Below are 26,389 nucleotides of genomic sequence, written 5' to 3'. Positions count from 1 at the left end.
AAGCTCAGTCAAAAAAAGGATGTTTTTAAAAGATGCGTAGCACGAAAAAAACAGTGTCATTATTTCAATCTCATGTTTTTAAACATGAGTTTTTCCTGTTCCCTGTTGCCCGTTCCCTGTTCCCTCTGACCATCAGCGATTGACTTGCATAAAAAGTTAGTCGCCGAGGTTAAATCTGAACACGCTTGGTATTACGAAGTTAACAAAAATGTCCCACAAAAGGCGTTAACTGACTTACGCCAAGCATGGGATAGGTGTTTTTCCAAAACATCGAAACAACCCCGATTCAAGAGAAAAGGACAGCACGATTCTTTTTATTTAGAGTCAGGGACTAAGGCGAAACCGTTAATTAAAAACGATGGTAAAAGAATTAAATTACCGTCAATTGGCTGGGTAGGTTTAGCAGAACCTTTACCGATTACAGTAACTCATAATTGCGTGATTTCTAGACAGGCTGATAAATGGTTTATTTCTGTTAAATACGAAGTTGAAAAACCTCCTATACTTGCAGACAGACCGACCATTGGCGTTGACGTAGGAATAAAGGAGTTAGCAGTTTGCAGTAATGGTGAAATATTCAAAAACCCCAAAGCCTACCGCCGGATGAGTAAACGCATGAAACGTTTACAGCGTAGCGTTACCCAGAAGGTCAAGGGGTCTAATAATCGTAAAAAAGCTGTGAGAAAATTGGCTAAATTACACGCCAAAGTTTCTAATATTCGCAAGGATTCTATTCACAAATTAACCTACTATCTAGCTAAAAACCACAGCATAATTAAGATAGAAGATTTGCACATTAAGGCATTTTTGAAGAACCACAAATTAGCAGGTGCAATTGCAGATTGTGGGATGTATGAATTTCAAAGGCAATTAGAGTACAAAACTGAGAAGTTTGGCAGTGAATTAATCCTTGTAGATAGATTCTTTCCTAGTTCGCAAATATGCTCTAACTGCGGTAATCATCGTCATAAAATGCCATTAAAAAGCCGCGTTTATGTTTGTCCTGATTGTGGACATACAGAGGATCGTGACCTCAACGCAGCTAAGAATATTGACCGATGGTTTGTGGATATTTTTATCCCTGTAGCGTAGCGGTTCTTTTTAGGAACTACGGTCAGAAACGGTAAGTTCTACCGAGATTGTCTGTGGAGCGGGCAAACAAGATTGGAAGTCATTCTAAGACCGCGATGAAGCAGGAAATAAACACTAAGATTATCGCTGTCCAGATGTGTCTAGACTTTGGTAATTTTGGGTAAGTTTTATAGAACGGATTTAGGTTAGTATAAATACAACCCACATTCCGCACCCCCAAGTGTCACACCCCAAGAAAACCGATATATTTAGTACATAAGAACTAATACCTGTGAGGGGTGATTAAAATTTATTGAGGCTAAATAGGAATAATTACTATTAAAGCAGATATATAGTCAATAAAACGACTAAGTACGAAATTTTGATTCTGAGGTGATTGTAATGGAAAACCTAGTCCAGAATCATTGAAAGCTTTATCCTCAATGACTATAAAAAACTAAAAAAACGTTTTAAATCAACAGAAAAATGAGAACATGGTAACAGATACTTATATGGAGTTTCTGTTACCATGTTTAGTACAAAAGACCTGGAATTGAAGAAGATAGACCATTTAGGGATAGTAGCAGGAATAGTAGATTCAATAGGGATTGTAGAAATAATTAATAATTTAGTAGGTTCAGAGCCAGGAGAAAAAGTCAGTGCAGGTCAGGTGGTAAAGGCGATGATTTTGAACGGCTTAAGTATGATGTCACAGCCGTTATATATGTTTCCAAAATTCTTTGAATTAATTGCTTGTGAACATTTAATTGGTGTAGGAGTAAAAGCAGAATATCTCAATGATGACAAGCTGGGGAGAGTATTAGATAAATTATTTATAAAAGGACTAGATACAGTATTTTTAGCCGTCAGTTTAAATGCAGTAGAAATATATCAGATATCACTCTCATCATCACACTTGGATTCAACATCATTTCATGTACATGGAGAATATGAAAATAGTTTACCATCAGTAATATTTGAAGATTCAAAAGAATCAGGTTCATTAGAAAAAGAAAATGAAGAGAGTCAATCACCTCAAGCGATAAAGCTGACTTACGGTTATTCTAGAGATCATCGTCCAGATTTAAAACAATTTATTACACAATTAGTATGTTCAGGAGATGGAGATATACCAATATATATAAAAGCAGTATCAGGGAATGAAGTTGATTCTAAAAAATTTGGAGAAATCGCAGTTGAATATCAGAAAAGAATACAAGTTGATAGTTTGATAGTAGCAGATAGCGCATTATATACAGAATCAAATATCAAGTTAATGTCGAGTCTCAAATGGTTAACCAGAGTACCCTTAACGATAAAATCAGCAAAAAACTTAGTGATGAGTTTAGCAGAATCGGAATTTGTTAAAAGTGAAAAAGCAGGATATTCTTATGCCGAGAAGAAAATAACTTATGGAGATATAGAGCAAAGATGGTTAATCGTACAAAGTCAAGATAGAAAAAAATCTGACTTAAAGAAATTATCAAAGAGAATAGAAAAAGCTTTGACTAATACTCAAAGTAAGTTAAAAAACTTAAAAAACCTATCGCAAGAAAAATTTGCTTGTGCGGCTGATGCTAGAAAGGAATTAACAAAAATAAGTAAAGAATTTAAATATCATCAAGTAGAAAATATTGAAGTTATCGAAAAAAGTCCTAAAATCAAAGAAGAAAATCAATCAAAATACTATCAAATCTTAGCAACAGTTGTTGAAAATAAAGATACTATTGAGCAAGAAATGTCAAGTGCAGGAAGGTTTATAATTGCCACCAATGTTTTATCAGAAAAGGAACTGAGTAAAGATAAAATGCTGTCTGAATATAAAGCGCAGCAATCCTGTGAAAGGGGATTTAGTTTTCTCAAAAATCCTTTATTTTTAGCAGATAGTATTTTTCTAAAAAGCCCAGAAAGAATAGAAGCATTGGCAATGATAATGGGGTTATGTTTGCTAGTTTATACTCTAGCACAAAGAGAAATTAGAGCAGCTTTAAAATCTTTAAACTATACTGTAAAAAATCAATTAGGAAAGGCCATAAACAATCCAACTATGCGGTGGATATTTCAATGTTTTCAATCAGTTCATCTTGTGACTTTTCAAGGAAAAAGAGAATTTTATAATTTGACATCAGAAATGAAGTACATTCTCCTATTCCTCCCAGAAGCTTGCCGTAATTACTACAGATATATAAGTTGATTTATCAACATTATTAATAGTTTAATTATACAATTTGACTCATTGATTTTATTAATGAGTTTAAGTTTTAATGCTGTTTTTAAGTTTATTTCTAGAAGGATATAAGTTATGATTAAGTCTTGATAGACTAACAATAAAATTATATTATATTTTCTGCCAGAAACCACCCTCATTCTTTATTGCTTCTTATTGAGAATGTATCTGAATCAATTTTCCTATCTAAAATTTGTTTTTTTATAGATAAATGTATTCTTTTACTCATTTTTCATCAATTTACCTCCGTAATCACCGTTTGTGACAGTCAAGGGTGCGGAATGTGGGATACAAATATCAGTTGACGGCGATTTTTGGATCAGTGAATTGCATTTTGTCTCACGCAGAGGCGCAGAGGCGCAGAGAGAGAATATTGCACAGAATCATCTTTCTTTGTCTGCGTTAATCTGCGTTTAATTATTCTTGAAATCTTATTCAACCCAGATCATACCTACTGTAAAAACTATATATTTCGGTCTTTTAAATTACAAAGTGATAATTTGTAATTGTACATCAATAAACATAAAAATATTTGGTTTTGATTTAAAAATATTGTAATAGAGCCAAGATCAAAATCTGTTGTTGTCTCTCTCATTAATTCTAGAAGTTCTGCTTTTAGTTTTTTGGACAATTCATAAAAATTTACATCTAGTAAATTCAACCTCTAACAGTGATTTAGTTTAGCTACATCCATAATTGCTGTTGTCACGATGAGGAAATAACTTGACCAAAAGTAATTGGCTATTTGGTTATACATTGCAGCGAACTCACAGCAGATTTATCAAATAATTTATTGATGTTAGTGAGTATCTAGCAATTATTCAAGTTTGGCTAAGGAGTAGTAAGTCTAGGAGAATTTAATGCTGGATTTTTTCACTTCATTGAATGAGCATAATTTACCATATCCAGATCCTTTACATCCTATCGTGGTTCACTTTGTAATTGCGATGGTTCTATTTTCTGTTTTTTGTGATGTCGCTGGGTATTTAACTGGGAAAACTACCTTATTTGAGGTGAGTTGGTGGAATATGTGTATTGCCACAGTAGCTATTTTTGTGGCGATTATTTTTGGTCAATTTGAAGCTGGTTTAGCGAAACCCTACGAACTGGCTAAATCAGTATTAAATGTTCATACTCTTATCGGTTGGTCACTTTCGGGTATTATTGCTGCAATTACAGCTTGGCGTTATGTGTTGCGAAGTCGTAACTCAAAAAAACTTCCATTTCATTACATAGCTGTGGCAGTTTTATTAACAGTGCTGGTTGGGTTTCAAGTATATCTTGGTGATGAACTTGTATGGGTGTATGGCTTACATACTGTACCTGTTGTGGAAGCGGTAAAGGATGGAATCTTGCCATGAATTCAGAATTATTAGACCAAATTAGTCACCAAATGGGTGCAAATGGTTTACCTTATGCCATTCCGATTCATCCTAATTTGGTACATCTCACATTAGGTTTATTTATCATTGCCATTATCTTTGATCTTTTAGGTGTATTTTTTCCTGTGGAAAAATGGTTGTTCAAGTTTTTGGGAATTAAGGTTGAACGTTCTCAATTATTTGATGTGGGCTGGTACAACATTTTTGCTGCGGCTGTGATTACATTTTTCACGGTTGGTGCAGGTTTTTATGAAATGTTGTTGGCAGCCCCACCAGCAGATATCAAAAGTCCTTGGGGAATGCTGGCAATGCCGACAATGATGTGGCATGGTGTGGGCGGCGTATTGCTATTAGCGATGATTGTCGGTATGACCTTTTGGAGAGGTTGGCAACGTTACGTTATTGGCAAATACGAAGAGAGAGAAGTTCAAATTTCTTACTTGGTTGTCGGTGTAATTATTATGTTACTAATGTATTTTCACGGCACATTAGGAGCGCACTTGGCAGCAGATTTTGGTGTTCACAATACAGCCGATAAATTACTAAGAGCCGGAAAAGACATCAATCAAATATTTGGTAATCGGTAATGGGTGATTAGTAATTGGTAATCGGTAAAAATTCTTAGCTAACGACCGACCACTGACTACTGACTACTGACAACTAACAACTGACCATTATGAAAATTCGGCAATTTCTGAACTTTTTGACCATAGTTACTGGGGCAGTTGCGGTAACTCTTTCTAGTCTATGGATTGGTAAACAGGCTTATTCTTGGCTTCCTCCCCAAGGGGCTGCTGAATCTCATCTAATTGATGATTTATTTAGCTTTTTGGTAACATTAGGATCTTTGATTTTCCTGGGAGTAACTGCTACTCTTTTCTATTCTATTTGTTTCCATCGGGCGAAAGCCAATGATTTAGGCGATGGTCCGCATATTGAAGGTAACGTTACTTTAGAAGTAGTTTGGACGGCAATCCCAATTATGTTGGTGTTATGGATTGCGGGTTATAGTTACCAAGTTTACGAAGAAATGGGCATCCAGGGACCTTCTCATCAGATCCATTTACATAATCCGATGAAGACAGAAACCGCTGATGCTGCACTGGGTGAAGCTTCAGCAGTCTCAGCAGGTGAGAATTTAGAACACATTGATGTATTAGCTAAACAGTGGGCTTGGGTGTTTCATTATCCTCAAAGCAATGTTACCAGTACAGAATTGCATTTACCGCAGGGTAGCCGTATCCGTCTCAATCTCCATTCGGAAGATGTACTTCACGGCTTTTATATCCCCGCTTTCCGCCTCAAACAAGACATTATTCCTGGTAACGACCTCGACTTTGAATTTACCCCCATTCGCTCCGGTACTTATGATTTGACTGACTCTCAGTATAGCGGTACATACTTTGCCACTATGCGAGCCAAGGTCGTTGTGGAATCACCTAGCAACTATCAGCAGTGGTTAAGCAAAGCTGCGAGTCAAACACCCAGCCCAGCCCCTAACCAAGCAGCTTCCGAATATGCCCTAAAAATAGAAAACGGCATTGACAGCGGTTGGAAAACTGTTGAACCCGCAGCACCTCCATTAGTCAATTTCCCTGGTTAACTTTGTAATTTTTCTTTGCTACTGACAACTAACCACTAAGTAGGTTGGCGTTGAAAATTGTCGTTATAGCAAGGCAAGAGGCAAGAGGCAAGAGGCAAAAGGCAAGAGTAAAGAAGTTTTCAGCGATTTTAAATTTCTTTACACAGTTTGGTTTTATTGTGTTCACCTACTTAATAACTGACAAATGGCTAACATCCCCATTCATATCACTGGTGAATCACATCACCACGAACCGCCCCAAACCTGGAGAACCTACTTCAGTTTTAGTACAGACCATAAGGTTATCGGTATTCAATACCTCGTTACCTCTTTTATTTTCTTCCTGGTTGGTGGTATCTTCGCTATGATTTTGCGCGGGGAACTCATCACCCCCGAAGCTGATTTAATAGACCGCACAGTCTACAACGGAATGTTCACTATGCACGGAACAGTGATGCTGTTTCTGTGGACGTTTCCCTCTCTTGTTGGTATGGCTAACTACCTCGTTCCCCTGATGATTGGGGCGCGAGATATGGCATTTCCCCGCCTCAACGCCGTCGCCTTTTGGATGGTTCCTGTGGTGGGTATTCTCCTCATGGCCAGCTTCTTTGTCCCTGGTGGACCTGCTCAATCTGGTTGGTGGGCATATCCCCCCGTCAGTACGCAAAACCCCACGGGAAACTTGATTAATGGTCAAGTTCTTTGGTTATTAGCGGTGGCTATTTCCGGTGTCTCCTCGATTATGGGTGCGGTAAATTTTGTCACTACTATTGTGAAAATGCGATCGCCGGGAATGGGTTTCTTTAGAATGCCCCTCTTTGTTTGGGCAGTATTTAGCGCCCAAATTATCCAGTTATTTGGACTGCCAGCTTTAACAGCCGGGGCGGTCATGCTACTTCTTGATATTACAGTGGGAACTGCCTTTTTTGATCCTACTAAAGGCGGAAACCCGGTGATGTTCCAGCATTATTTCTGGTTCTATTCTCACCCCGCAGTTTATGTGATTATTTTGCCTATTTTCGGGATTTTCTCAGAAATCTTCCCGGTTTATTCCCGCAAACCTTTATTTGGTTATAAAGTCGTTGCCATTTCTTCCATGTTAATCGCTGTAGTTAGCGGCATTGTTTGGGTACACCATATGTATGTCAGTGGTACTCCCGGTTGGCTACGGTTGTTTTTCATGGTGACAACCATGTTTGTTTCTATTCCCACAGGGATTAAGGTATTTGCTTGGGTGGCAACTATTTGGGGCGGTAAAATTCGCCTCACTACACCCATGTTATTTGCTTTGGGTGGTTTGGTAATGTTTGTTTTTGCTGGCATTACAGGAATTATGCTTTCTTCTGTTCCTGTAGATGTTCATGTTAATAATACCTATTTTGTTGTCGGACATTTCCATTATGTTCTCTATGGAACTGTAACTATGGGAATGTATGCCGCTATCTATCATTGGTTTCCTAAAATGACGGGCAGAATGTTCCACGAAGGTTGGGGCAAAATCCATTTTTGGTTAGCATTTATCGGCACAAATTTGAATTTCTTACCCATGCACCCTTTAGGTTTGCAAGGAATGTTACGCCGGGCGGCTTCCTATGCACCTGAGTTAATTGGTTGGAATATTGTTGCTAGTTTGGGTTCTTTTCTGTTAGGAATGTCTACTCTTCCTTTCATCTTCAATATGTTGATTTCTTGGATGGATGGGGAAAAAGCTCCTGCTAATCCTTGGAGAGCAATTGGTTTGGAATGGACTGTTTCTTCTCCTCCTCCTGTTGAGAATTTTGAAGAAATTCCGATTGTTACTTGTGAGCCTTATGGTTATGGTAAGTCTGAATTAATGGCATCTTCTGAACATGAGTAATGGGTAATATAGCGATTCTATTTGATGTGTAAATTTGATTTTTTTTTATAACGAACCGCAGAGACGCAGAGGGCGCAGAGGAAGAGAAGGAAGAGAATTTTTTACGTCTTATTTAGAATCGCTATAGTTTTTCTCATTACTTTTTTCCTAATTACTAGTTTCCTAGTTTTGGAGTTTTTTAACAATGGATAGTTCTGTTTCTCCTGATGATTTGGATCATGTTAGTCATGAGCATGGACATGATGAAGAAGGCAGTAAAATGTTTGGTTTTATTGTGTTTCTGTTATCGGAAAGTGTCATTTTCTTGAGTTTCTTTGCTGGCTATATTATCTACAAAACTTCTGCTGTTAATTGGTTGCCGACTGGTGTTTCTGGTTTGGAAGTTAAAGAACCTAGCATTAATACAGTTGTTTTAGTTGCTAGTAGTTTTGTGATTTTCTTTGCCGAAAAAGCTCTGGAAAGACATGATTTAAAGACTTATCGGCTGTTGTTGTTTTTAACAATGGCTATGGGTGGTTATTTCCTTTTTGGACAAGCTGTGGAATGGAGTCAATTAGAATTTGGCTTTACTTCTGGTACGTTTGGAGGAATGTTTTATCTCTTAACTGGTTTTCACGGTTTGCACGTTTTTACGGGTATTCTATTACAGTTAATTGTCTTGTTGCGTTCTTTCGTTCCTGGTAATTTTGATAATGGTCATTTTGGCATAAATGCCACTTCTTTGTTTTGGCACTTTGTTGATGTTATCTGGATTATTTTGTTTCTACTTATCTACGTTTGGCAGTAGGTATTTTAGTAGTAAAAAATCAATAAATTATGTAGGGGTTTAGCAATGCTCATTGGTGTCAACTTAAGCTCAAATCCCTACCACATCTCGTTCCTAGTCTCTGACTAGGAATGCAGTTGATGAGGCTCTGCCTCTAATATTATTGAAGGCAGAGCCTTCTAGAATTCATTCCCAGTCAGAGACTGGGAATGAGATGACTTGAGTTCTTTGCGGGATAGAGGTTTTACGTTAAGTTGACACCAATGAAGCTCTTGCTTTACCCTTATTCATGTAATTATATAATTATCCTAACATTATCTATCAAATCTTTTTTCAATGCTAACCTACTTAATTTGATTCCAGAGTCTGTATTTATAAATCATTTGCTGATTTTGAAAATTTGCTATTCTGAGCTAATTAAAATAAGTAATACTCTCGGTGGGTTAGCAACAACATAACCCACCATTAATAACACCAAGTTACAACCAAAAAACCCTATATCTGTTCACATCATCTCACCCAACCATCACTAACTGTGATAGATACATCCAAGCTTAATTTCTGCTATATCCCCAGGTGATTTTGCAATGCTTGACGCATTTCATTGACGGGAATATTATCTTGTTGTAACCAGATTTTTAAGGCTGCTGCACCCTGTTGGACTAGCATTTCTAAACCATCAATAATAATTGCTCCTTGTTTTTCGGCTAGATGCAAAAATTTTGTGGGTTTAGGGGTGTAAATTAAATCATAGACAATGGCATCAGGCAAATAACTAATTTCTTGGCTACTCAATGGCGATTCTTCAATATGGGGATACATTCCCATAGGGGTCGTATTTACTAATAAGTTAGCTTGATGAAGTAGGTTTGGTAATTCTGTCCATTCATGCACCTGAAATTTATCTGCAAAGGGTGAATTTTGCCAACTTTGATGAAATGCCTGTAATTTCTGTAAATTCCGCCCGACAACATGAATTTCTGCCAAGCCGAGTTGAATACAACCAGCAACCACAGCCCTCGCTGCACCACCATTTCCTAAAATTACCGCTCTTTTCTGACTCCAATCTTGATGATATGTTGTTTGTAATGGGGCAATAAATCCTTCCACGTCTGTATTTGTCCCCACCCATTTATCACCTTGACGAGTGACAGTGTTCACTGCACCGATAGCTTGGGCGATAGGGGAAATTTCGGATAATAACGGTAATATTGCTTGTTTATGGGGAATTGTAATGCTAAACCCTACCATACCAATACTAGCAAACCCGGCGATCGCTCTCTCCAAATTCTCCGGTGCAATGGGAAAAGGCAAATACACATAATCTAATCCCAGTTTAGTTAAAGCCGCATTGTGCATCAATGGTGACAGAGAATGTGACACAGGATGTCCAATAACTCCCAAAAGTTGTGTTTTTCCAGTAATCATTTTTATTTTTATTAGTTGTCAATTGTTAGTGGTCAGTTGTCCGTTGTTAAATAATTTAATTTACAATTATTCACAGTAACTTAATATTTCTTCGCAATATGCAAACAAGTACCACTCCTTCTACAAATCCGATTCCTGGTCAATATTGGCAATGGCGCGGACACAACGTATACTATGTCCAAGCAGGAGCAGCACAAACCCAACGTCCACCCTTGCTATTGGTACATGGTTTTGGTGCTTCCACAGACCATTGGCGCAAGAATATCACAGAATTGAGTGCAGATTTCCAAGTATTTGCCATTGACCTCTTAGGATTTGGGCGTTCCGCAAAACCTAATTTACAGTATAGCGGTGACTTGTGGCGCGACCAACTCCATGATTTTATTAGTGAAATTATTGGTCAAAAGACCATTTTAGCAGGTAATTCTTTAGGTGGTTACGCTTGTTTATGCGTTGCTTCCCAACGTCCTGACAGTGCGGCAGGTGTAGTATTACTGAATAGTGCAGGTCCATTTTCCCAACCAGAAAATCAAATTCAACCTTCTATAAATCCTCTGCAAAAACTTCTAGGAAAAACTGTTACATGGTTTTTTAAACAACGTTTAGCGCAATCTTTGTTATTTCAATATACCCGCCAAAAGTGGGTAATTCGCCGAACATTAGAAAAAGTTTATCTTGATAAAACGGCAATTACAGATCAATTAGTAGCAGAAATTCAGCGTCCGGCTTTTGATAAAGGGGCGTTAGATGTATTTGTTTCTGTTTTTAGCAGTCCTCAAGGTCCGAAAGTTGACATCTTACTCAAACAATTAACTTCTCCTTTATTGTTATTATGGGGAGAAGCAGATCCTTGGATGAAAGCGCGAGAACGTTCACAAAAGTTTCATGAATATTATCCCCAATTAACAGAATATTTTCTCACAGCCGGTCATTGTCCCCATGACGAAATTCCTGAACAAGTAAATTCACATTTACGTGATTGGGTAATTAATTTGAGTTAAAAATAAAATGGGCGGGCAAGATGCCCATCCCATAATATTCTAATTATGACTTTATCCAAGTGACATCTTATTTAAGGCATATTTATTTAGTCATAAATTGGTAAGAACAGATTTTGATAATTACCTCTTTAGACTCACGTATATAAATCGAAAAACCTTAACACTAAAAATATCACTAATGTTTATAAAACTAGAATTCTAGAAATAATGACACAATCTTTAGACACAAAACCACAAGTGCAGGAATTGCGTAAATTGCTTGAAGGTCTTGAATGTGGGATGTTAACCACAATTGATGATGATGGCAGTTTACATAGTCGTCCCATGTCAATGTGGAATGAAATTGATAATGATGCCACACTCTGGTTTTTTACCCCAGCTAATTCCCATAAAGTCGTAGAAATTCAACATCATCAACAGGTGAATGTGAGTTTTTCCGCACCTAATCAAGAACGATTTGTTTCCATATTAGGAACAGCCCAGTTAACAAGAGAACGTCAGGAAATTCAATCAAAATGGCAGCCAGGATTAGAAGTTTGGTTTCCTAAAGGCATAGATGAACCCAATATTGCTTTATTAAAAATAAAAGTTAATAAAGTAGATTATTGGGAAAGTTCATCTAGTTTTATGCCGCAAACTATTAGTTTTTTGGAACTCTCACATCGTTAAATATCCCCGACTTCTTGAAGAAGTCGGGGATATATCAAAATTATCCTAAAAATAACTTATATGCCGGATTATCGCTTTCATGCCAATAGTGATAACCAAGATTATCTAAAAATGATTGCCATTCTGCTGTTTCATGGGGAGGAACTTGCATTCCTACCACAATTCGTCCATAGTCTGCGCCATTATTGCGATAATGAAATAAGCTAATGTTCCAATCAGGAGACATAGAAGTTACAAACTGCATTAATGCCCCTGGACGTTCGGAAAATTCAAAGCGATAAAGGAGTTCATTTTCTGCAAGAGGAGAATGTCCTCCTACCATGTGACGTAAATGCAGTTTGGTTAATTCATCATCTGTTAAATCTATGGTTTTTAAACCGTGAGATTCAAAATTTTCGACCATTTTCGCAGCGTCAGCACGATTTTCTATTTGCACACCTACGAAAATATGCGCTTCTTTTTCATCGGCAATGCGATAGTTAAATTCTGTCAGGTTGCGTTTACCAATACAGTCACAAAACTTTCTTAAACTACCCCTTTCTTCGGGAATTCTGACTGCAAAAATAGCTTCTCGACGTTCGCCAAATTCTGCCCGTTCTGCCACAAAACGTAAACGGTCAAAATTCATGTTAGCACCACAAGCAACGGCGATGAGGGTTTGATTTTGAATTTGTTCTCGTTCTGCATAGAGTTTTGCACCAGCGATCGCTAACGCCCCCGCAGGTTCTAAAATAGAGCGAGTATCCTCAAACACATCTTTAATTGCCGCACAGGTAGCATCTGTATCCACTAAAATAATTTCATCCACATATTGTTGACATAGCCGAAAGGTTTCTTCTCCCACTTCCCGTACCGCTACACCGTCCGCAAATAAACCCACCTGAGACAATCGTACCCGTTCGCCAGCTTGCAATGATTGATACATAGCGTTAGCATCTACAGGTTCAACACCAATAATTTTAATATCGGGACGTAACCGTTTAACATAAGCTGCAATCCCGGAAATTAAGCCACCACCACCAATAGCCACAAAAATAGCGTGAATAGGTTGCTGATATTGGCGCAGGATTTCCATACCAATTGTTCCCTGACCTGCGATAACATCAGGATCATCAAATGGATGTATAAAAGTCAACCCCTTTTCCGCTTCTAATTGTCGGGCGTGGGCGTAAGCATCATCATAATTATTGCCATGTAATACAACCTCTCCTCCCCGGGCTTTGACAGCATTGATTTTCACCTGGGGCGTAATTACGGGCATAACAATGATGGCTTTTGTTCCTAAACGACTGGCAGCTAAAGCCACACCTTGGGCATGATTCCCCGCAGAAGCCGCAATGACACCCTGTTTAAGTAGGTCTGGTGTGAGATTGACCATTTTGTTATATGCACCCCGCAGTTTGAACGAGAAAACCGATTGCATATCTTCCCGTTTGAGGAGGAGTTTGTTATGAATGCGGTTGGAGAGATTGGGGGCATATTCCAATGGTGTTTCTTGGGCTACATCATAGACGCGGGCGGTGAGGATTTGTACCAGGTAGTCGCAATACATATCAAGGGGGGGATTGGGGTTGGTTGTTAATTCTACCGCTTGTTGGGTCTTTGGGGTAATGGTTTTGGGTATGAAATACTGTTTGGTTAAATGTGAACTTAATTCATGAATTTTAATGATACAACTGCCAATATTTATGATATAAATATAAAGTACGGTATTCCTACTTAAAAACCGTAGATTATTTGCAGAGGTGTAGCACCAGTGGGCATAGTAGTTGAAAACGTCTCTAAACAATTTGGTAGTTTCCAAGCGGTTGAACAGGTAAACCTGGAAATTCAGAGTGGTTCGCTGGTGGCTTTACTTGGTCCATCGGGATCTGGTAAGTCTACTTTGTTGCGGTTAATCGCTGGTTTAGAAATACCAGATACAGGTAAAATCATTTTAACGGGCAAAGATGCCACTTTTCAAAGTGTCCAAGAAAGAAATATTGGCTTTGTGTTTCAGCACTATGCCCTATTTAAACATTTAACTGTCCGTAAAAATATCGCCTTTGGCTTAGAAATTCGTAAAGCCCCCAAAAAGAAAATTGCGGGAAAAGTAGAACAGTTACTAGAACTGGTACAATTAGGTGGATTAGGCGATCGCTATCCTTCCCAACTTTCCGGCGGACAAAGACAACGGGTAGCCCTAGCTAGAGCTTTGGCTGTAGAACCCAACGTCCTCTTATTAGATGAACCATTTGGAGCGCTTGATGCCAAAGTTCGTAAAGACTTACGAGCTTGGTTACGTCGTCTCCATGACGAAGTTCATGTCACCACAGTTTTCGTCACCCATGACCAAGAAGAAGCAATGGAAGTTTCTGATGAAATTGTCGTCATGAATAAAGGCAAAGTAGAACAGGTAGGAACACCCGCACAAATTTATGATCATCCCGCATCTGCATTTGTGATGAGCTTTATTGGTCCTGTAAATGTATTACCCAGTTCTGCAAAAATCTTCCAAAGTAGTGGTTTCGAATCAACAAACCCAGAAACATTTTTGCGTCCCCAAGATATCATCATTGAAACAGTTGGTAATGGCACAACAGCACAAGCTACTGTCAGCAGAATCATTCATTTAGGCTGGGAAATTCAAGTTGAATTAACCTTAGATGATGGACAAATGATGACAGCCCACTTAACACGGGAACGGTTCGATGAATTAAAATTAGAACCACAAAAAAAGGTTTATGTTAAACCGAAAGATGCGAAATCTTTTCCACTTTATTATTCAATTTAGGCAAGAGGCAAGAGGCAAGAGGCAAGAGGCAAGAGGGAACAGGCAAGAGGGAACAGGCAAGAGGCAAGAGGGAACAGGGGAAATTTTTCCCCCCTTACCAATGACAACTGACAACTGACAACTGACTAAATTAGAGATTTTGCTTTTTCAGATTCTTTTCCTAATCCTACCAAGTGATAGCTAAGATCCCACATCCGCTTACCTTTTTCGTCATCTCTTGCTTGGGGGGAAACTTTTTGCACAAAAGATGTTCTACCTTCTTTTTGACGATTTCCCCAACTCCAATAAATACCAGATTGTTTGTATTCAGAATCAGCAACTACCATTGCCACCCGCTCTCCTGATAATTCCTCAGTCACAAATCCCCCAGTGATATACTTTTGGAAAAGGGGGAAAATTTTCTGGAATAGAGGATAGTGATTGCGGAATAAAGCCGTAGTTGCCACACAACCAGGATAGAGAGAACTAAAAGTAATTCCAGTGGATTCATGAAAACGGTTATGTAGTTCGCGCATCGTCAGAACATTACATACCTTACTATCTTTGTAGGCTTTGACTGGTTCAAATTCCTTACCGTTAATCATGCAAATGGGATTTTGGAAACCTGCGGCAAAACCTTCAAAATTACCCAAATCTGGACGAGGAGGAATTTTTCCACCTAATTCATCTGGGTTGTGGGTAACAGTACCCAAAATTACCAATCGTTTATCAGTCGCAGGTGATTTTTGCAAATCTGCCAACATCAAATTACAGAGGAGAAAATGTCCTAAGTGATTTGTGGTAACGGTTAATTCATATCCTTCAGGAGAAAATAAAGGTTCTTTAATTAAAGGCATATAAATGGCAGCGTTGCAAACCAAAGCTTCTACGGTTCTGCCACTGGCTCGGAAATTATTTACAAATTGTCGAACACTTTCTAAAGAGCCTAAATCAATTTGCATAAGTGTGTAGCTATTTGTGGGGATTCCCACACTTTGAGCAGCTTTTTCAGCTTTAATTAAATCACGACAAGCCATAATAACGTGCCAGTTTCCTTTATCTACGAGAGCTTTTGCTGCTTGCAAACCAACTCCCGAAGAAGCACCTGTAATGATTGCCGTTGACTTACGATTTTGTTCCATTTGTTCAGACTCCTTTGATGATAGTTTAATTACAAAACAGTCTACATGATCTCATGATCTCATGGTTTTAAAGGTTCTTGAGATTGAAATTATTAACCCACTAAATCCTTGATAAAAGTTTCAGTCCCCTTGCGGGGATTAAATATACTAAACACAGCTAAAAATAGACCTTGACAAGACGAGAAGAGCCATATATATGTAATAGTTTAGCTTTTGCTTTACCCATACCTATAGAATCAAATGATTAAGTCATTTTGAGCATATCCCAATCTGACAGAACAGGGATATCCTCTTTTAGGTATGTCAATAAATATGAATATGCGATCGCCTGCTTTTAAGCCTTCTAAAACCTAAGTTTCGTTATCAATATTCGCGCCAATTATGATAAAACTCACGAAGAATTGTTAGAGACGGGAGGATGTTATGCTAAGTTATTTTTGTTATAAGCAGCCTGATACCAGTAGTTGGCAAGGGGAGCAGAGAGCGGGTGGGGGATACCGAGTGACTAAGTGTTGCTGTAAAATTTTAGATATTGATCTGCTATATCCAATTTAGAAAAATGAAAATTATCAGCAGTTCTATTTAAAGACTGTTTTAAAGTAGAAATAATGGTTTGTGAGAGATTTTCAACAGCATTACCTTGAAGATCAAAATAACAACAGCTAGAATTACCAATTTCTCTAAAGATAGGAATATCAGCACACACCACAGGAGAGGAAAAATATAAAGCTTCTGCTAAAGGTAGACAAAAACCTTCCTCAGATGAAGCAGCAATAAAAACTTGACATTTTTGATATAACCAACATAATTCATTATCCTTAATTGTATGAATTAGTAGCACTTGTTCTTGAAGGGATAAGTTATGAATTAGCTGTAATAAAATCTCTGTTTCTGGTCCTGTACTACCAACAATAATTAACTTAGCATTATCTTTTAAATTCTCATATTTCTTCAATAAAGAAAATGCTTGAATTAATAAATCTAGATTTTTGTTTTTGCGATGTTGAGCAACACATAATAAAAAATAATCCTGATCACTAATATCTAAATTAGTAGGTACTTCAGCAATAATATCACTAAAATCCACGTAATTATAAATAACAGAAATGGTTTTGAGTGTTTGAATTTTCGGAAAATATGATTTAAGGCTGCTTAATGTAGATTGAGAAACACAGGTAAGACCATCACTATATTCTATACATTGTTTTAAAAAGAACCGATTAAAGATCACATTTGGATATCCAAACACCTCTGGTTTTTGATAAGGATACAAATCGTGAATTGTCGAAACAACAGGACAAGGAAAAAGTGAACGGAGAAAAGGAAAGGGAAAAGATAAATGAACTATATCAGGACAAAGACTATTTACCAATTTTGGTAAACCTAGTAAAAACCAGATATTTCTTGCCAAGGAACTATTTTTAATATCTACAGTAATTAACTGAATTTTTGGGGAGTTAAAAAATAGTTGAAAGTAATCTTTCTGCCATACTCCGACAATTAAGGTCACTTTGTTAACATCTGGAGTATCAGCTAGACATTGAGCCAAATTTGCAGCGTAGCGGCAAACACCTGTTGGTTTTGTAGGTCTATGTAAAGCAGCAATTAGTATGTGCATATTATGAAATTAGGAAAAATCAATTAGTTAAATTTAGGTTCAAAAAACTTGAGATATAACCTCAGTTTCTGATACTGTCTTGCTGGCAATATCTAAATAAAGTTTATATCTGTCTGAATTAGGATTTCTTTAATATCAGGGTAGATGAGTTAGTCCCACTGCTGTTTTTAATTAACCCTAATACCAAACATATACTGAGCAAGATGTTTGTTATTCATTAACAAATTTATAACTAACCAACTCATTAAAAAACTCGGCATAGATAAGCATAACATAGAAGTAACAGTAATTTGAGAGGTTATTTGAGGAGCAGCAAAAGTCAAAATAATTCCAGTTATTTTTTTGATAATAGGATGAATTAAGTAAATTCCAAATGAACAATTACCCAAACTCTTAATTATTTTACTTTCTTGTAAGTAATTTGATAAACAAATCCCAATAAATAACAAGGAAAAAGCAATAATAATATTGCTTAATTCAGGTAAGATGAATATTTCACGAAAAGTGTTGACATAAATAAATATGGATAAAAATAAGAAAAATAAAAATTTACTCTTTTTAAATACAAACGACTCATTTTTCAAGAGTAGATGGTTCAAAATTACAGCAATACAAAAGTAGGGTAGGCAAATCAAAATCCAGGAAATCTGAACAAATAAAAATCTAGCTAATGAGTAATATATTGAATTAGCATCGAGCAAGCTTAATAATCCAGAGAACGCAGTATTAGGATTTAACTGGAAAGAATTTCCTGATAATGAAATTACCCTATTAATAATCATACTAATAATAGATATACCAACCATAATTGGGATTTTAAATTTGTGTTTTAGTAGATATTTTAGCAACAATATTAATGAAATACCTGATAATAAAAGTGGTAAGAAATAGAGATGATATGATGCACCACCGAAAAAAATAGTTGAAAGTGGGTCTTTAAACAACTGATTAAACCTATCAGGTTGATTAGCAATAAAAGAAAATATTGTTCCAAAAAATATATATAATATGCTCCACACACAGTAGGGGATAAAGATGCGTTGAAGTTTTATCCGTAAAAAATGTAAATCAATATTTTCACTTAGGTTACGGATGATGAAGAAGAAAGATGTAGCCAGAAAAAATGGGACAGCAAAATAAAAGAATAATCGGAAATGCAATGCTCCATTAGTTACAGGAATTCCCCAGGTTTCATCACCGGAATGTACAACAACAACAGCAAAAGCAGCGATTCCTCGGCATAAATCGATCCCTAATAGTCTTTGCTTATTTTCAATTTTATTCATAGTAAAATGCCTTAATTTAATTTCCAACTTCTAGATTCAAGAAAACTATGTTGCAGTATATCTACAAATACACCTTGATTTTGCAGGTCTGTGTAAAGCAATATTATGAAATTCGGTAAAATTAATTAGTTAAAAGAAGTTTCAAAAAACTTGAGATATAACCTCAGTTTCCGAAACTTTTCTGCTGACAACCTCTAGATAAAGTTTGTGCAGCCGCTCTCCCACAACTTGCCAACTATAGTTTTCACTTACTAGCTTCCGTCCGGCTTGACCCATACCAACTCTCAATTCTGGGTCTTTAACTAAATGGATTATTGCGGCCGCTAGGTCTCGTACAACTTGATATGGTTCGTCAGCAGGAATTTTAAAACCAGTTTCATCTGTAACTTGAACAGCCGGTCCCCCTAAATCTAGACAGATAACAGGACAACCAGCAGCCATTGCTTCCATGCACACCCACCCTCCAGAATCATGTAAGCTAGGATGAACTAGCACATGACAATCTTTTAATAAATCTAAAGCTTTTTCACGAGGCAACCTACCCCAAAATTTAACTTTTTTAGCAATTCCTAAATCTGATGCCAAAGTTTGAAGGTGATGCCATTCCGGTCCATCTCCCACAATCCAATATTCTGTATTTGGTAGATTTGCTTGAGCAAAAGCACGCAGTCCTAAATGAAAGCCTTTCCAGTGCAAAAGTCTACCCATGCTGATAAATTTCACTATTGGCTCATCAAGGATTTCATATTCATTCAGATGCTCTATGTCTGCCGCTGACAACCCTAATTGAGATTGAATTTGCACATGACTGGCACCCATTTTATAGAGTCGTTGGGCTGTATCCTTAGTTGTGGCTCGGACTACAGCACTTCTTTTAGCAGTAAGACGGACAAACGGATCTTGTTCTCCTAGCCTGCCAGCACTGCTACGAGCAATTTCATAAATTTTGCCATTTAAGCTAAAATCCTGCCAAAAGCTTGCTGGTGCTGATTCTCCACCGCCTACAGGACCCCAAACCAGGGGAATGGGTAGGAGTGACAGGAAGCAAGGACTGGAATACTTAACAAAGGTGACATGGTGGCTCAAGTCAAAGCCAATTTTCTGATGTAAGTCACGGGCGACAAAATAGGCTTGAATTTGCCAGAGGTAATAGTGAAGCTGCATTCCGCCAGACTGTCCCCAGCGTCTGCTATCTTGCCAAAAGGGCAGAGTAAAATAAACAAAGTGAAGATTGGGAATGGGGTTATGTGCCAATTCTGCGTTGATGATATCCTGACTCTCATCAGGTCGGGTGAGTACCCAAACTTCATGGTATTTAGCAACTTCGCGGGCAATATTCCAACCTACACCAGGTTCAGAACCCATACCTGGTTCACAGGAGTAAGCAGATATTAAAATCTTCATAGGTAATTGGTAATTGGTAATTGGTAATTGGGAAATTCTTTTTCCCTGCTCCTCTGCTTCCTCTGTTTCTTCAGCCGTCGTTCTTGCCATGCTAGTCCTAGAATAAAAGCGATAGAAAGCATGAAACCAGGTTCTTCCATTTGAGTAAAAATCAGACCAAAGACTAGAACAGCTAGTAAGGTAACTTTCAAAGAATCATTGAAACCAAAGTGTTGCCAAGTTAGATAGGATAGAAATAGGTATGTTCCTACACCTAAAAGTCCTAAATCTCCCCATATTCCAGCCCAACCAAAAATGGGCATGAACAACGTAGAACCCATACAAAGCCAAGAATTACCACAAAATTCCATTGCTTCCTGACTAATTGGATTGGTGGTAGCACCTAGTGGTCCGAGTATAGACCAATAATCTCTCAAAAACCAGACTCCTAGACGGCTGACAGTGTGTCCTGGACCAAGACCAAATAACCAATCCAGAGATGATTGATAATGAGATAAAATAGAACGCACTGAGTAGAATTTGGTATACCAAGCATAACCATCTGCTCCGTAAAGTTCCGGTCGCGCCCAGGCTGTAAATCCAGCAAATGCTTCTAAGTTTTGCACACACCAAAGGAATCCGAATCCAAAGAGAGCGATCGCACTCAGAAGTTTGATCGTTTTACCAAAATCTTTTGAATTCACCAAGACTAGAAGAACCCAGGCAACTAAATAAGCAAGTAAAAGTTGTTTGGAATCAGAAAAGAGAATCTGCCAAAAAGCGGCGATAACTGCCCCGATTCTCATCCATAATGGAAAAGTTTTTTCATTAATGAAGAAGTAAAGAGCAAAAGCAACTGATACTGAAGCCGATACATAATTTCCCGCCCCAGAAACGAAAAAGACTCCACCGCATCCATCCGTGCCATTAAATCCGTTAGCATAAAGTTTCCCCGCATCAATTAGAGGTTTCTGGACAGCAGCGAGGACAAAGTTAATCACCGCAGACCATATCAGCCATTTCTTGATGCGGGTAATAGATTCAGCGGACATGGGAATACAGACGATGGACAGGAGAAAAATGAAGGGTTCGCAAAGCATCATGAAAGAGACAATGGCGTTAATTAAGCCTGTGTTATTCCATAAAGCACTAGCCAACACGGCGACGAGAAAAATGAAAATTCCCAATAAAAAAGAATAGGTAATGGCAATTTGTTTGTGATCTTTAGTGCGACTTGTGAATAATACAACTCCTAAAACAAAGGGAACAACTGCGAAGTGAGTAAGGTTAAAGATGGAGGGAGCGCGAGTAATTGAACAAAAAATGCGGGAGTAGAAAACTACAGAAAAGGCAGAAATAATTAAGCTGGTATTATCAATTACTCCTTTTATTTTCAGTTTCTTAGTTGTCGGTGACTGCAAATACATGATATTGAATACCTCAGAGCCTTAATTTTCTGATTTTTGAAAATATATTTTATGATTTGATAAAATTTACAAGCTTATAATCATTGATACAACTTTCAGGATTTGAGATTTTGGCAGTTGGTAATACTAGTCAATAACTAAAGCAATTTCATCACATAAACGTCCTCCAGATAAGTACAAAATATGGTAATACCAAGTTAGAAAATTGTTTCAGTTAACCTTTGCGGAACAAAGCCAATTAATTTTTCATAATTTAAAGCTGTTTGTTCAGATGTCCTTTTCCATGTTAAAGATTTTGATCTAAGTAGCCCTTTATCTATTAATTGCTTGCGGTAGATAGGATTAATGTGAAGATGATAGGTTGCTTCTGCCATACTTTTAATATCCATAGGATTAAGCATGATAGCAGCATTCTCAACTACTTCTGGGATGGATGAAACGTTAGAAGTAATTACTGGCAGTCCACAGGCCATAGCTTCTAAAATTGTCAAACCAAAACCTTCATAAAGAGATGGTGCGAGAAGAACATCAGCTGAATTGTAAAGTTGAAGCAGAATATTTTTATCAGCAATACCAAAATCAAGAATATCTTCCTCAAGATTATGTTCTTTAATAAAAGTTATTTGCTCTCCCATAAATTTGCCTCCTGACCTCCAAAGACGTACTGATAGCCCTTGATCTTTTAGCTTTTTTAGCACTTTCAAAACAGTAATAATGTTCTTCCGTTGGTGAGTTGAACCAATATTAAGTAAACAGATTTCTTCAGGGAATCTCCGATATTTTTTTTGAAAAAATGTTACTTCCTCCGATGGTAATGCCTGAAACGATGCTTCAACTCCGTTCGGAACTACCACAATTCGCTCTAATTCAATATCAAGCCTTTTATGAACATCCTTAGCTGTATTTGAGGAAACAGCAATGACACAATCAGCATAACACATTCCTTTAACTGAAAATTGCCAAGATGCCATACTGAAAGCGGGAAACCGGGATTGTCCTTTGAGGATTTCTGGATAGACAAACTGCACTAAGTCATGACAGGTAATAATAATGGGTTTGCCTTTATTTTTCAACCAATAGGCTACATGAGCATTGGTATGATCAATAATGTGATAAATGTCTCCTTCTACCTGACAAACTTGTTGGGGATGATGCCAATAACGCTCATAATACTTGCGGATACCAGTGCCAGAGTGCCACAGGTTTTCTTGGCTTTTGCTCCAAGGTTGGGGTGCAACCTCGACAACTTCCCAATTTGGACGGATTGCTTTTAATTCAGCAACTAAATTGTCGGCATAGACATCCATACTCAGGGCAACACTAGGTTCTCTACGAACAATTACTAACCGCATTGCATATCTATCTCCAAATAATCTGATCATTGTAGTTTGAATTTTTCGAGATATCCTTAAATTCAACTTTTAAGAAAAAAGATTTTTGTCTATCATATCAAGTAAGCTAGAAGATTTTTCTGTTGTAAATTTTCTAGCAAAGAAAAAGTCAGAGTAACTAAAAGCTCCGCGGATTAATGATGTATCCATCAGCTTGCATAATTCTTTAGACATTCTCTGTTCGGTGGGTTTTCTATTTAAAAACAAGTCTTCAATAAACTCATAATCATCCTCAATAAAAATTCTTCCCTCAAAGTTTAGGGTAATATTTGAAACTTCATGGGGCTACCTAATTTCTTTACAAAACCCTCCTGCTTTTTCCAGAAAAGCAGAGTTAGCTACAACTGTATGAAAAAAGTGTTCATCAGGTGCGTGAGCATATTTATAAAAATTTATAAAAACTGGATTTTGTTCTAGATATTGCACAATGAACGCTGCACATTCAGGAGTAATTGCCCACCATTGGCTACCCCAAGCTGTTGACACATTTTTGAGAGTTTTTTTTGTCACTCCTAAATGCAATATTTTTTGTAATAATTGTCTAAAGAGTCTGTCATTATAAAAAGGTTGCAAAGGTTCCATGAACCAGTAGTCAGTGAGTCGTTTTTCAGAGGGTAATGGCGATTCATTTAGGTTAGTAAGCTTAATAAATTGTCTATCGGCATTGCTTCTCAAAAAATCATAGAATGTCGATACAGGTTTAATCGGGTAATCAGAACCAGAGAGAAGCACCAAATGTGAAAAATTTTCTTTGGAAGCCAATGCAGTTTTAATAAGATTTAAAATTGCCTTGATCATTGAAATCCCTCCCCAATAGACTTTTATTCTTTCAGAAATAAAATATACTGAGTTCATATCGGCAATATGTATATATCTATCAATGTTTGTTTTCTTGTCCAAATGTATAAAAATATTAGCCTTATAATCAATTGATTTGATCAATCTTTCCAAGTGAATTGGATCGTGATGAGCTAACAATAAATAGGCTATCTTAACCATGAAAGAAACTCCTTGACTAACAAAAAAGCCATTTAAAGTTCAATAGCAACAGATTCTATTGATTACAATATTGAACAGCATTATGAATACTTCCAACACCTTGTTTAATTCTCTCTATCACTTCTAAAAAAGCTTTGACTTCGCAGTAGATATCTTGTCCGTAAAAGACTTCTTTAGAATTTGTACTGTACTTCTTGCGAGTCTCAAGATCAGTCATTTCTAGCATTCTATTTGCTAAAACATTAGAATTGCCACAAGGATAAACCAAACCATTGTAACGATGGCGAACTGTATCGTTATACCCCCAATTACCACAGCGATCGCTTAAAATAGGTGGACAACCTGACACCATTGCTTCTGAAACCACAAGAGGATGGGGATCAATCCAGGAGGTGACTACAAAAACATCCATCGCTGCATAGTAGAGAGGAATTTTGGCTTGATTCACAAAACCAAGGTTGATCACCTCTGCATTACGCAGTTGGCTAAGACGTTGATTAATCTCGGATTCTAAGTCACCTCCACCAATCATGATTCCTCTGACACGCGGATCACATTGATGGGCTTTTTCTATGGCTTCAATAAATTCAAAGGGATTTTTCCGCTCTATATATTTACCTGCAAACCCATAGATTAAAGTATCCTCATTCCAACTAATTTCCTGACGAATTTTCTGAATTTCGTCTTGGTTTTGCCTAATTGATTGCTCAAATCGTTCACCATCTACGGGGTGACACCCACGGACAATTTTTTCGTCTGCAACACCATAATGGCGTAAGTGAATTTCATTATGGTCGCCACAGGAGAGCCAGTAATCTGCTAAATTAAGCATCCAGGGGTAAAGAATCGCCATCACAATTTGCCGCAAGCGACTGTAGCGACAATCGGACATGATGGTTGCATCGTTCTGCATAACTAAAGGAATGCCACGAAGTTTACACAGCAGAGCAGTTAATCTATAGGAGTAATTAACAAAACTCTGCATGAAAATGGCATCCAAGTTATCTGGAGTCAGACTATTGAACAAATCTGGGCTGATAGCGTTCTTTTTTTGTTCGGATGGTACTCTTCCAGAAAAATCTTTGAGGTAATCGTACTCGTAGCCACTCAATAAGTCAACATCCCAAGGTTGAGAATTTCCACCCAGTAGAACGTCACCACTCGCTTGGTTTTCATTGCACAGATAAAATACTTTGACTGAAAGACCCGCTTGTTCATTGAGCTTTTTCCATAGAGGTCCGTGATGTTGAGTTGGATGGGTAAAAACAATACCTAAACGAAATGGAGTGTTCATAAAGCTAATTCTTAATGAGTATGTATTATCGGTAACTTATTTAACTAATGTGCGAATTTTAATTAATATCCGATCAATTGCTTTTGGACGCAGGTGCGGAGCATATAACCAGGTAAAGCCCAATTTTGCTAGTGGAACTGGCATCAGTCCAACCCAGAGAAAAAATATGCTATAGATACATCGTTTCTGCCAGTTAAAGTCAGAATATTTCCAAAGAGACTGAAACCCCCAATAAATGAGTTGAAGTGAATTATCTGAAACAACAGGATGGGCTTGAGGTTCTAGACGCAGCGATGCTAAACGTGACCACAAACGACCCAGGGATCTCTTTTCCAAGTCATTAGGAACTTCCAGTCCGAACTCCTTAGCTCGTTGTAGCAGCAGGGAAAAGTTTTGCAAGTCATGTTGAACAAATCGGCGAAATCGGCTACCCGAAACTGATGTTAACGCCCATTGGTTGCTGTTGTGAATACGATATAAACCAAGTGCTTCTTCAATGCCCACAACCTGACCATAAAATGGTGTTGAGATCATCAAATAGTCATCTGCTGTGGTCTTATAGTCATCGGGAATTGGGAAAACATTAGTTAGAACAGTCCGACTGTAAGCATTACCACTCATGGGCGTACTTGTATAGCCACTGGTTTCTAGCAAATGCCGCCACACCTCTCCAGAAGATAACTTTGCTTCAGTCGTAGGAATGTAATATCCTAATGGTTCTTTTTGGGTATCAACGACTTGTAAGCGGTAGTGAACTTTGCCAACTCCTGGCTTCCACGCCTTTACAACCTGCTCAACTGCATTAGGCAAGAGACAGTCATCAGAGTCAAGAAAAAGGATAATATCACCATGACTTGATCCAAAGCCACTATTTAGAGCCGCAGCTTGTTTGCCGTTTTCTTGAAAGATGGGGATGATGCGATCGCCATATCCAGCAATAATATCACGGGAATTGTCAGTTGAACCATCATCAACAACAATAATTTCAGCATGAGGATAGGTTTGGTTAATGGCGCTATTGATTGCTTCTGGCAGAAAGCGATCATAATTGTAGTTGTTGATGATAATGCTAACAAATAGTTGATATTGCATATTATTAATTTGCTAATAGTT

At 37.6% G+C, this 26,389-nt stretch carries 21 protein-coding genes; 10 read left to right on the top strand and 11 right to left on the bottom strand.

Features of this window, described 5'->3' with window-relative positions; all coding sequences use genetic code 11:
* Positions 1 to 144 precede the first annotated feature (144 nt).
* From HEQ36_RS17245 to HEQ36_RS17215, 7 genes are all read left to right on the top strand, one after another.
* Positions 145 to 1,092, top strand: a complete 948-nt coding sequence (locus tag HEQ36_RS17245; protein WP_233455357.1) for a transposase — start codon at positions 145 to 147, stop codon at positions 1,090 to 1,092.
* A gap of 508 nt (positions 1,093 to 1,600) precedes the next feature.
* Positions 1,601 to 3,265 (top strand): IS1634 family transposase, encoded by a 1,665-nt coding sequence (locus tag HEQ36_RS17240; RefSeq protein WP_290708140.1) that lies wholly within the window; start codon positions 1,601 to 1,603, stop codon positions 3,263 to 3,265.
* Between the two features lie 893 nt (positions 3,266 to 4,158).
* Positions 4,159 to 4,659, top strand: coding sequence for a DUF2231 domain-containing protein (locus tag HEQ36_RS17235; RefSeq protein ID WP_027401298.1), 501 nt, complete (start codon positions 4,159 to 4,161; stop codon positions 4,657 to 4,659).
* Positions 4,656 to 5,267: a DUF2231 domain-containing protein gene (locus HEQ36_RS17230; RefSeq protein ID WP_039199347.1), complete on the top strand. Its 612-nt coding sequence runs from the start codon at positions 4,656 to 4,658 to the stop codon at positions 5,265 to 5,267. The genes HEQ36_RS17235 and HEQ36_RS17230 overlap by 4 nt, the downstream gene beginning before the upstream one ends.
* A gap of 89 nt (positions 5,268 to 5,356) precedes the next feature.
* Positions 5,357 to 6,283 (top strand): cytochrome c oxidase subunit II, encoded by a 927-nt coding sequence (locus HEQ36_RS17225; RefSeq protein WP_168636379.1) that lies wholly within the window; start codon positions 5,357 to 5,359, stop codon positions 6,281 to 6,283.
* Positions 6,284 to 6,467: 184 nt separating this feature from the next.
* Positions 6,468 to 8,120 carry a cytochrome c oxidase subunit I gene (ctaD, locus tag HEQ36_RS17220; RefSeq protein ID WP_168636378.1) on the top strand — a complete coding sequence of 551 codons (1,653 nt, stop codon included), beginning with the start codon at positions 6,468 to 6,470 and terminating at the stop codon, positions 8,118 to 8,120.
* A 184-nt stretch (positions 8,121 to 8,304) separates the two neighbouring features.
* The gene (locus HEQ36_RS17215) at positions 8,305 to 8,907 is read left to right on the top strand and encodes a heme-copper oxidase subunit III (protein ID WP_039199341.1); all 603 of its coding nucleotides are present in this window, start codon (positions 8,305 to 8,307) and stop codon (positions 8,905 to 8,907) included.
* Positions 8,908 to 9,450: 543 nt separating this feature from the next.
* On the opposite strand, the gene HEQ36_RS17210 is transcribed toward HEQ36_RS17215, so the two are convergent.
* Positions 9,451 to 10,314 (bottom strand): shikimate dehydrogenase, encoded by an 864-nt coding sequence (locus HEQ36_RS17210; protein ID WP_168636377.1) that lies wholly within the window; start codon positions 10,312 to 10,314, stop codon positions 9,451 to 9,453.
* A 98-nt stretch (positions 10,315 to 10,412) separates the two neighbouring features.
* Here HEQ36_RS17210 and HEQ36_RS17205 point away from each other — a divergent pair, with 98 nt between their 5' ends.
* Positions 10,413 to 11,315, top strand: a complete 903-nt coding sequence (locus HEQ36_RS17205; RefSeq protein WP_053538719.1) for an alpha/beta fold hydrolase — start codon at positions 10,413 to 10,415, stop codon at positions 11,313 to 11,315.
* A 207-nt stretch (positions 11,316 to 11,522) separates the two neighbouring features.
* Positions 11,523 to 11,984, top strand: a complete 462-nt coding sequence (locus HEQ36_RS17200) for a pyridoxamine 5'-phosphate oxidase family protein (RefSeq protein WP_053538720.1) — start codon at positions 11,523 to 11,525, stop codon at positions 11,982 to 11,984.
* A 40-nt stretch (positions 11,985 to 12,024) separates the two neighbouring features.
* Here the strand turns inward: HEQ36_RS17200 and ilvA are convergent, their stop codons facing one another.
* Positions 12,025 to 13,596, bottom strand: coding sequence for a threonine ammonia-lyase, biosynthetic (gene ilvA, locus HEQ36_RS17195; RefSeq protein ID WP_290601884.1), 1,572 nt, complete (start codon positions 13,594 to 13,596; stop codon positions 12,025 to 12,027).
* A gap of 144 nt (positions 13,597 to 13,740) precedes the next feature.
* On the opposite strand from ilvA, the gene HEQ36_RS17190 reads away from it, so the two are divergent.
* Entirely contained in the window at positions 13,741 to 14,757 is a 1,017-nt protein-coding gene (locus HEQ36_RS17190) for a TOBE-like domain-containing protein (protein WP_039199333.1), read from the top strand.
* A gap of 125 nt (positions 14,758 to 14,882) precedes the next feature.
* On the opposite strand, the gene HEQ36_RS17185 is transcribed toward HEQ36_RS17190, so the two are convergent.
* From HEQ36_RS17185 to HEQ36_RS17145, 9 genes are all read right to left on the bottom strand, one after another.
* Positions 14,883 to 15,878, bottom strand: coding sequence for a protochlorophyllide reductase (locus tag HEQ36_RS17185; protein ID WP_168636376.1), 996 nt, complete (start codon positions 15,876 to 15,878; stop codon positions 14,883 to 14,885).
* Between the two features lie 505 nt (positions 15,879 to 16,383).
* Positions 16,384 to 17,496, bottom strand: coding sequence for a glycosyltransferase family 1 protein (locus tag HEQ36_RS17180; RefSeq protein WP_168636375.1), 1,113 nt, complete (start codon positions 17,494 to 17,496; stop codon positions 16,384 to 16,386).
* Positions 17,497 to 17,663: 167 nt separating this feature from the next.
* Entirely contained in the window at positions 17,664 to 18,782 is a 1,119-nt protein-coding gene (locus tag HEQ36_RS17175; RefSeq protein ID WP_053538725.1) for an acyltransferase, read from the bottom strand.
* 141 nt (positions 18,783 to 18,923) lie between these two features.
* Positions 18,924 to 20,186 (bottom strand): glycosyltransferase family 4 protein, encoded by a 1,263-nt coding sequence (locus HEQ36_RS17170; protein ID WP_168636509.1) that lies wholly within the window; start codon positions 20,184 to 20,186, stop codon positions 18,924 to 18,926.
* On the bottom strand, positions 20,183 to 21,592 hold the full coding sequence (locus HEQ36_RS17165) for a hypothetical protein (RefSeq protein ID WP_168636374.1): 1,410 nt from the start codon (positions 21,590 to 21,592) through the stop codon (positions 20,183 to 20,185). The genes HEQ36_RS17170 and HEQ36_RS17165 overlap by 4 nt, the downstream gene beginning before the upstream one ends.
* A 197-nt stretch (positions 21,593 to 21,789) precedes the next feature.
* Complete coding sequence (locus HEQ36_RS17160; RefSeq protein WP_233455507.1) at positions 21,790 to 22,974, bottom strand: glycosyltransferase family 1 protein; 1,185 nt, start codon at positions 22,972 to 22,974, stop codon at positions 21,790 to 21,792.
* 294 nt (positions 22,975 to 23,268) lie between these two features.
* Positions 23,269 to 23,982, bottom strand: coding sequence for a beta-1,6-N-acetylglucosaminyltransferase (locus HEQ36_RS17155; RefSeq protein ID WP_168636373.1), 714 nt, complete (start codon positions 23,980 to 23,982; stop codon positions 23,269 to 23,271).
* Positions 23,983 to 24,037: 55 nt separating this feature from the next.
* Positions 24,038 to 25,276, bottom strand: a complete 1,239-nt coding sequence (locus HEQ36_RS17150; protein ID WP_168636372.1) for a glycosyltransferase family 4 protein — start codon at positions 25,274 to 25,276, stop codon at positions 24,038 to 24,040.
* 36 nt (positions 25,277 to 25,312) lie between these two features.
* Entirely contained in the window at positions 25,313 to 26,368 is a 1,056-nt protein-coding gene (locus HEQ36_RS17145; protein ID WP_168636371.1) for a glycosyltransferase family 2 protein, read from the bottom strand.
* Positions 26,369 to 26,389 lie beyond the last annotated feature (21 nt).

Source organism: Anabaena sp. 54 (genome assembly GCF_017355725.1).
Classification (GTDB): Bacteria; Cyanobacteriota; Cyanobacteriia; order Cyanobacteriales; family Nostocaceae; genus Dolichospermum; species Dolichospermum heterosporum.
The sequence above is the reverse complement of the archived record's forward strand: the minus strand, read 5'-3'. Positions and strand labels throughout refer to the sequence as shown.

What these genes read in the sequence shown, in the direction of transcription:
- HEQ36_RS17240 (WP_290708140.1), top strand. Translation starts at nt 1,601, where the DNA reads ATGTTTAGTACAAAAGACCTGGAATTGAAGAAGATAGACCATTTAGGG.
- HEQ36_RS17235 (WP_027401298.1), top strand. Translation starts at nt 4,159, where the DNA reads ATGCTGGATTTTTTCACTTCATTGAATGAGCATAATTTACCATATCCA.
- HEQ36_RS17230 (WP_039199347.1), top strand. Translation starts at nt 4,656, where the DNA reads ATGAATTCAGAATTATTAGACCAAATTAGTCACCAAATGGGTGCAAAT.
- HEQ36_RS17225 (WP_168636379.1), top strand. Translation starts at nt 5,357, where the DNA reads ATGAAAATTCGGCAATTTCTGAACTTTTTGACCATAGTTACTGGGGCA.
- ctaD (WP_168636378.1), top strand. Translation starts at nt 6,468, where the DNA reads ATGGCTAACATCCCCATTCATATCACTGGTGAATCACATCACCACGAA.
- HEQ36_RS17215 (WP_039199341.1), top strand. Translation starts at nt 8,305, where the DNA reads ATGGATAGTTCTGTTTCTCCTGATGATTTGGATCATGTTAGTCATGAG.
- HEQ36_RS17210 (WP_168636377.1), bottom strand. Translation starts at nt 10,314, where the DNA reads ATGATTACTGGAAAAACACAACTTTTGGGAGTTATTGGACATCCTGTG.
- HEQ36_RS17205 (WP_053538719.1), top strand. Translation starts at nt 10,413, where the DNA reads ATGCAAACAAGTACCACTCCTTCTACAAATCCGATTCCTGGTCAATAT.
- HEQ36_RS17200 (WP_053538720.1), top strand. Translation starts at nt 11,523, where the DNA reads ATGACACAATCTTTAGACACAAAACCACAAGTGCAGGAATTGCGTAAA.
- HEQ36_RS17185 (WP_168636376.1), bottom strand. Translation starts at nt 15,878, where the DNA reads ATGGAACAAAATCGTAAGTCAACGGCAATCATTACAGGTGCTTCTTCG.
- HEQ36_RS17180 (WP_168636375.1), bottom strand. Translation starts at nt 17,496, where the DNA reads ATGCACATACTAATTGCTGCTTTACATAGACCTACAAAACCAACAGGT.
- HEQ36_RS17175 (WP_053538725.1), bottom strand. Translation starts at nt 18,782, where the DNA reads ATGAATAAAATTGAAAATAAGCAAAGACTATTAGGGATCGATTTATGC.
- HEQ36_RS17170 (WP_168636509.1), bottom strand. Translation starts at nt 20,186, where the DNA reads ATGAAGATTTTAATATCTGCTTACTCCTGTGAACCAGGTATGGGTTCT.
- HEQ36_RS17165 (WP_168636374.1), bottom strand. Translation starts at nt 21,592, where the DNA reads ATGTATTTGCAGTCACCGACAACTAAGAAACTGAAAATAAAAGGAGTA.
- HEQ36_RS17160 (WP_233455507.1), bottom strand. Translation starts at nt 22,974, where the DNA reads ATGATCAGATTATTTGGAGATAGATATGCAATGCGGTTAGTAATTGTT.
- HEQ36_RS17155 (WP_168636373.1), bottom strand. Translation starts at nt 23,982, where the DNA reads ATGGTTAAGATAGCCTATTTATTGTTAGCTCATCACGATCCAATTCAC.
- HEQ36_RS17150 (WP_168636372.1), bottom strand. Translation starts at nt 25,276, where the DNA reads ATGAACACTCCATTTCGTTTAGGTATTGTTTTTACCCATCCAACTCAA.
- HEQ36_RS17145 (WP_168636371.1), bottom strand. Translation starts at nt 26,368, where the DNA reads ATGCAATATCAACTATTTGTTAGCATTATCATCAACAACTACAATTAT.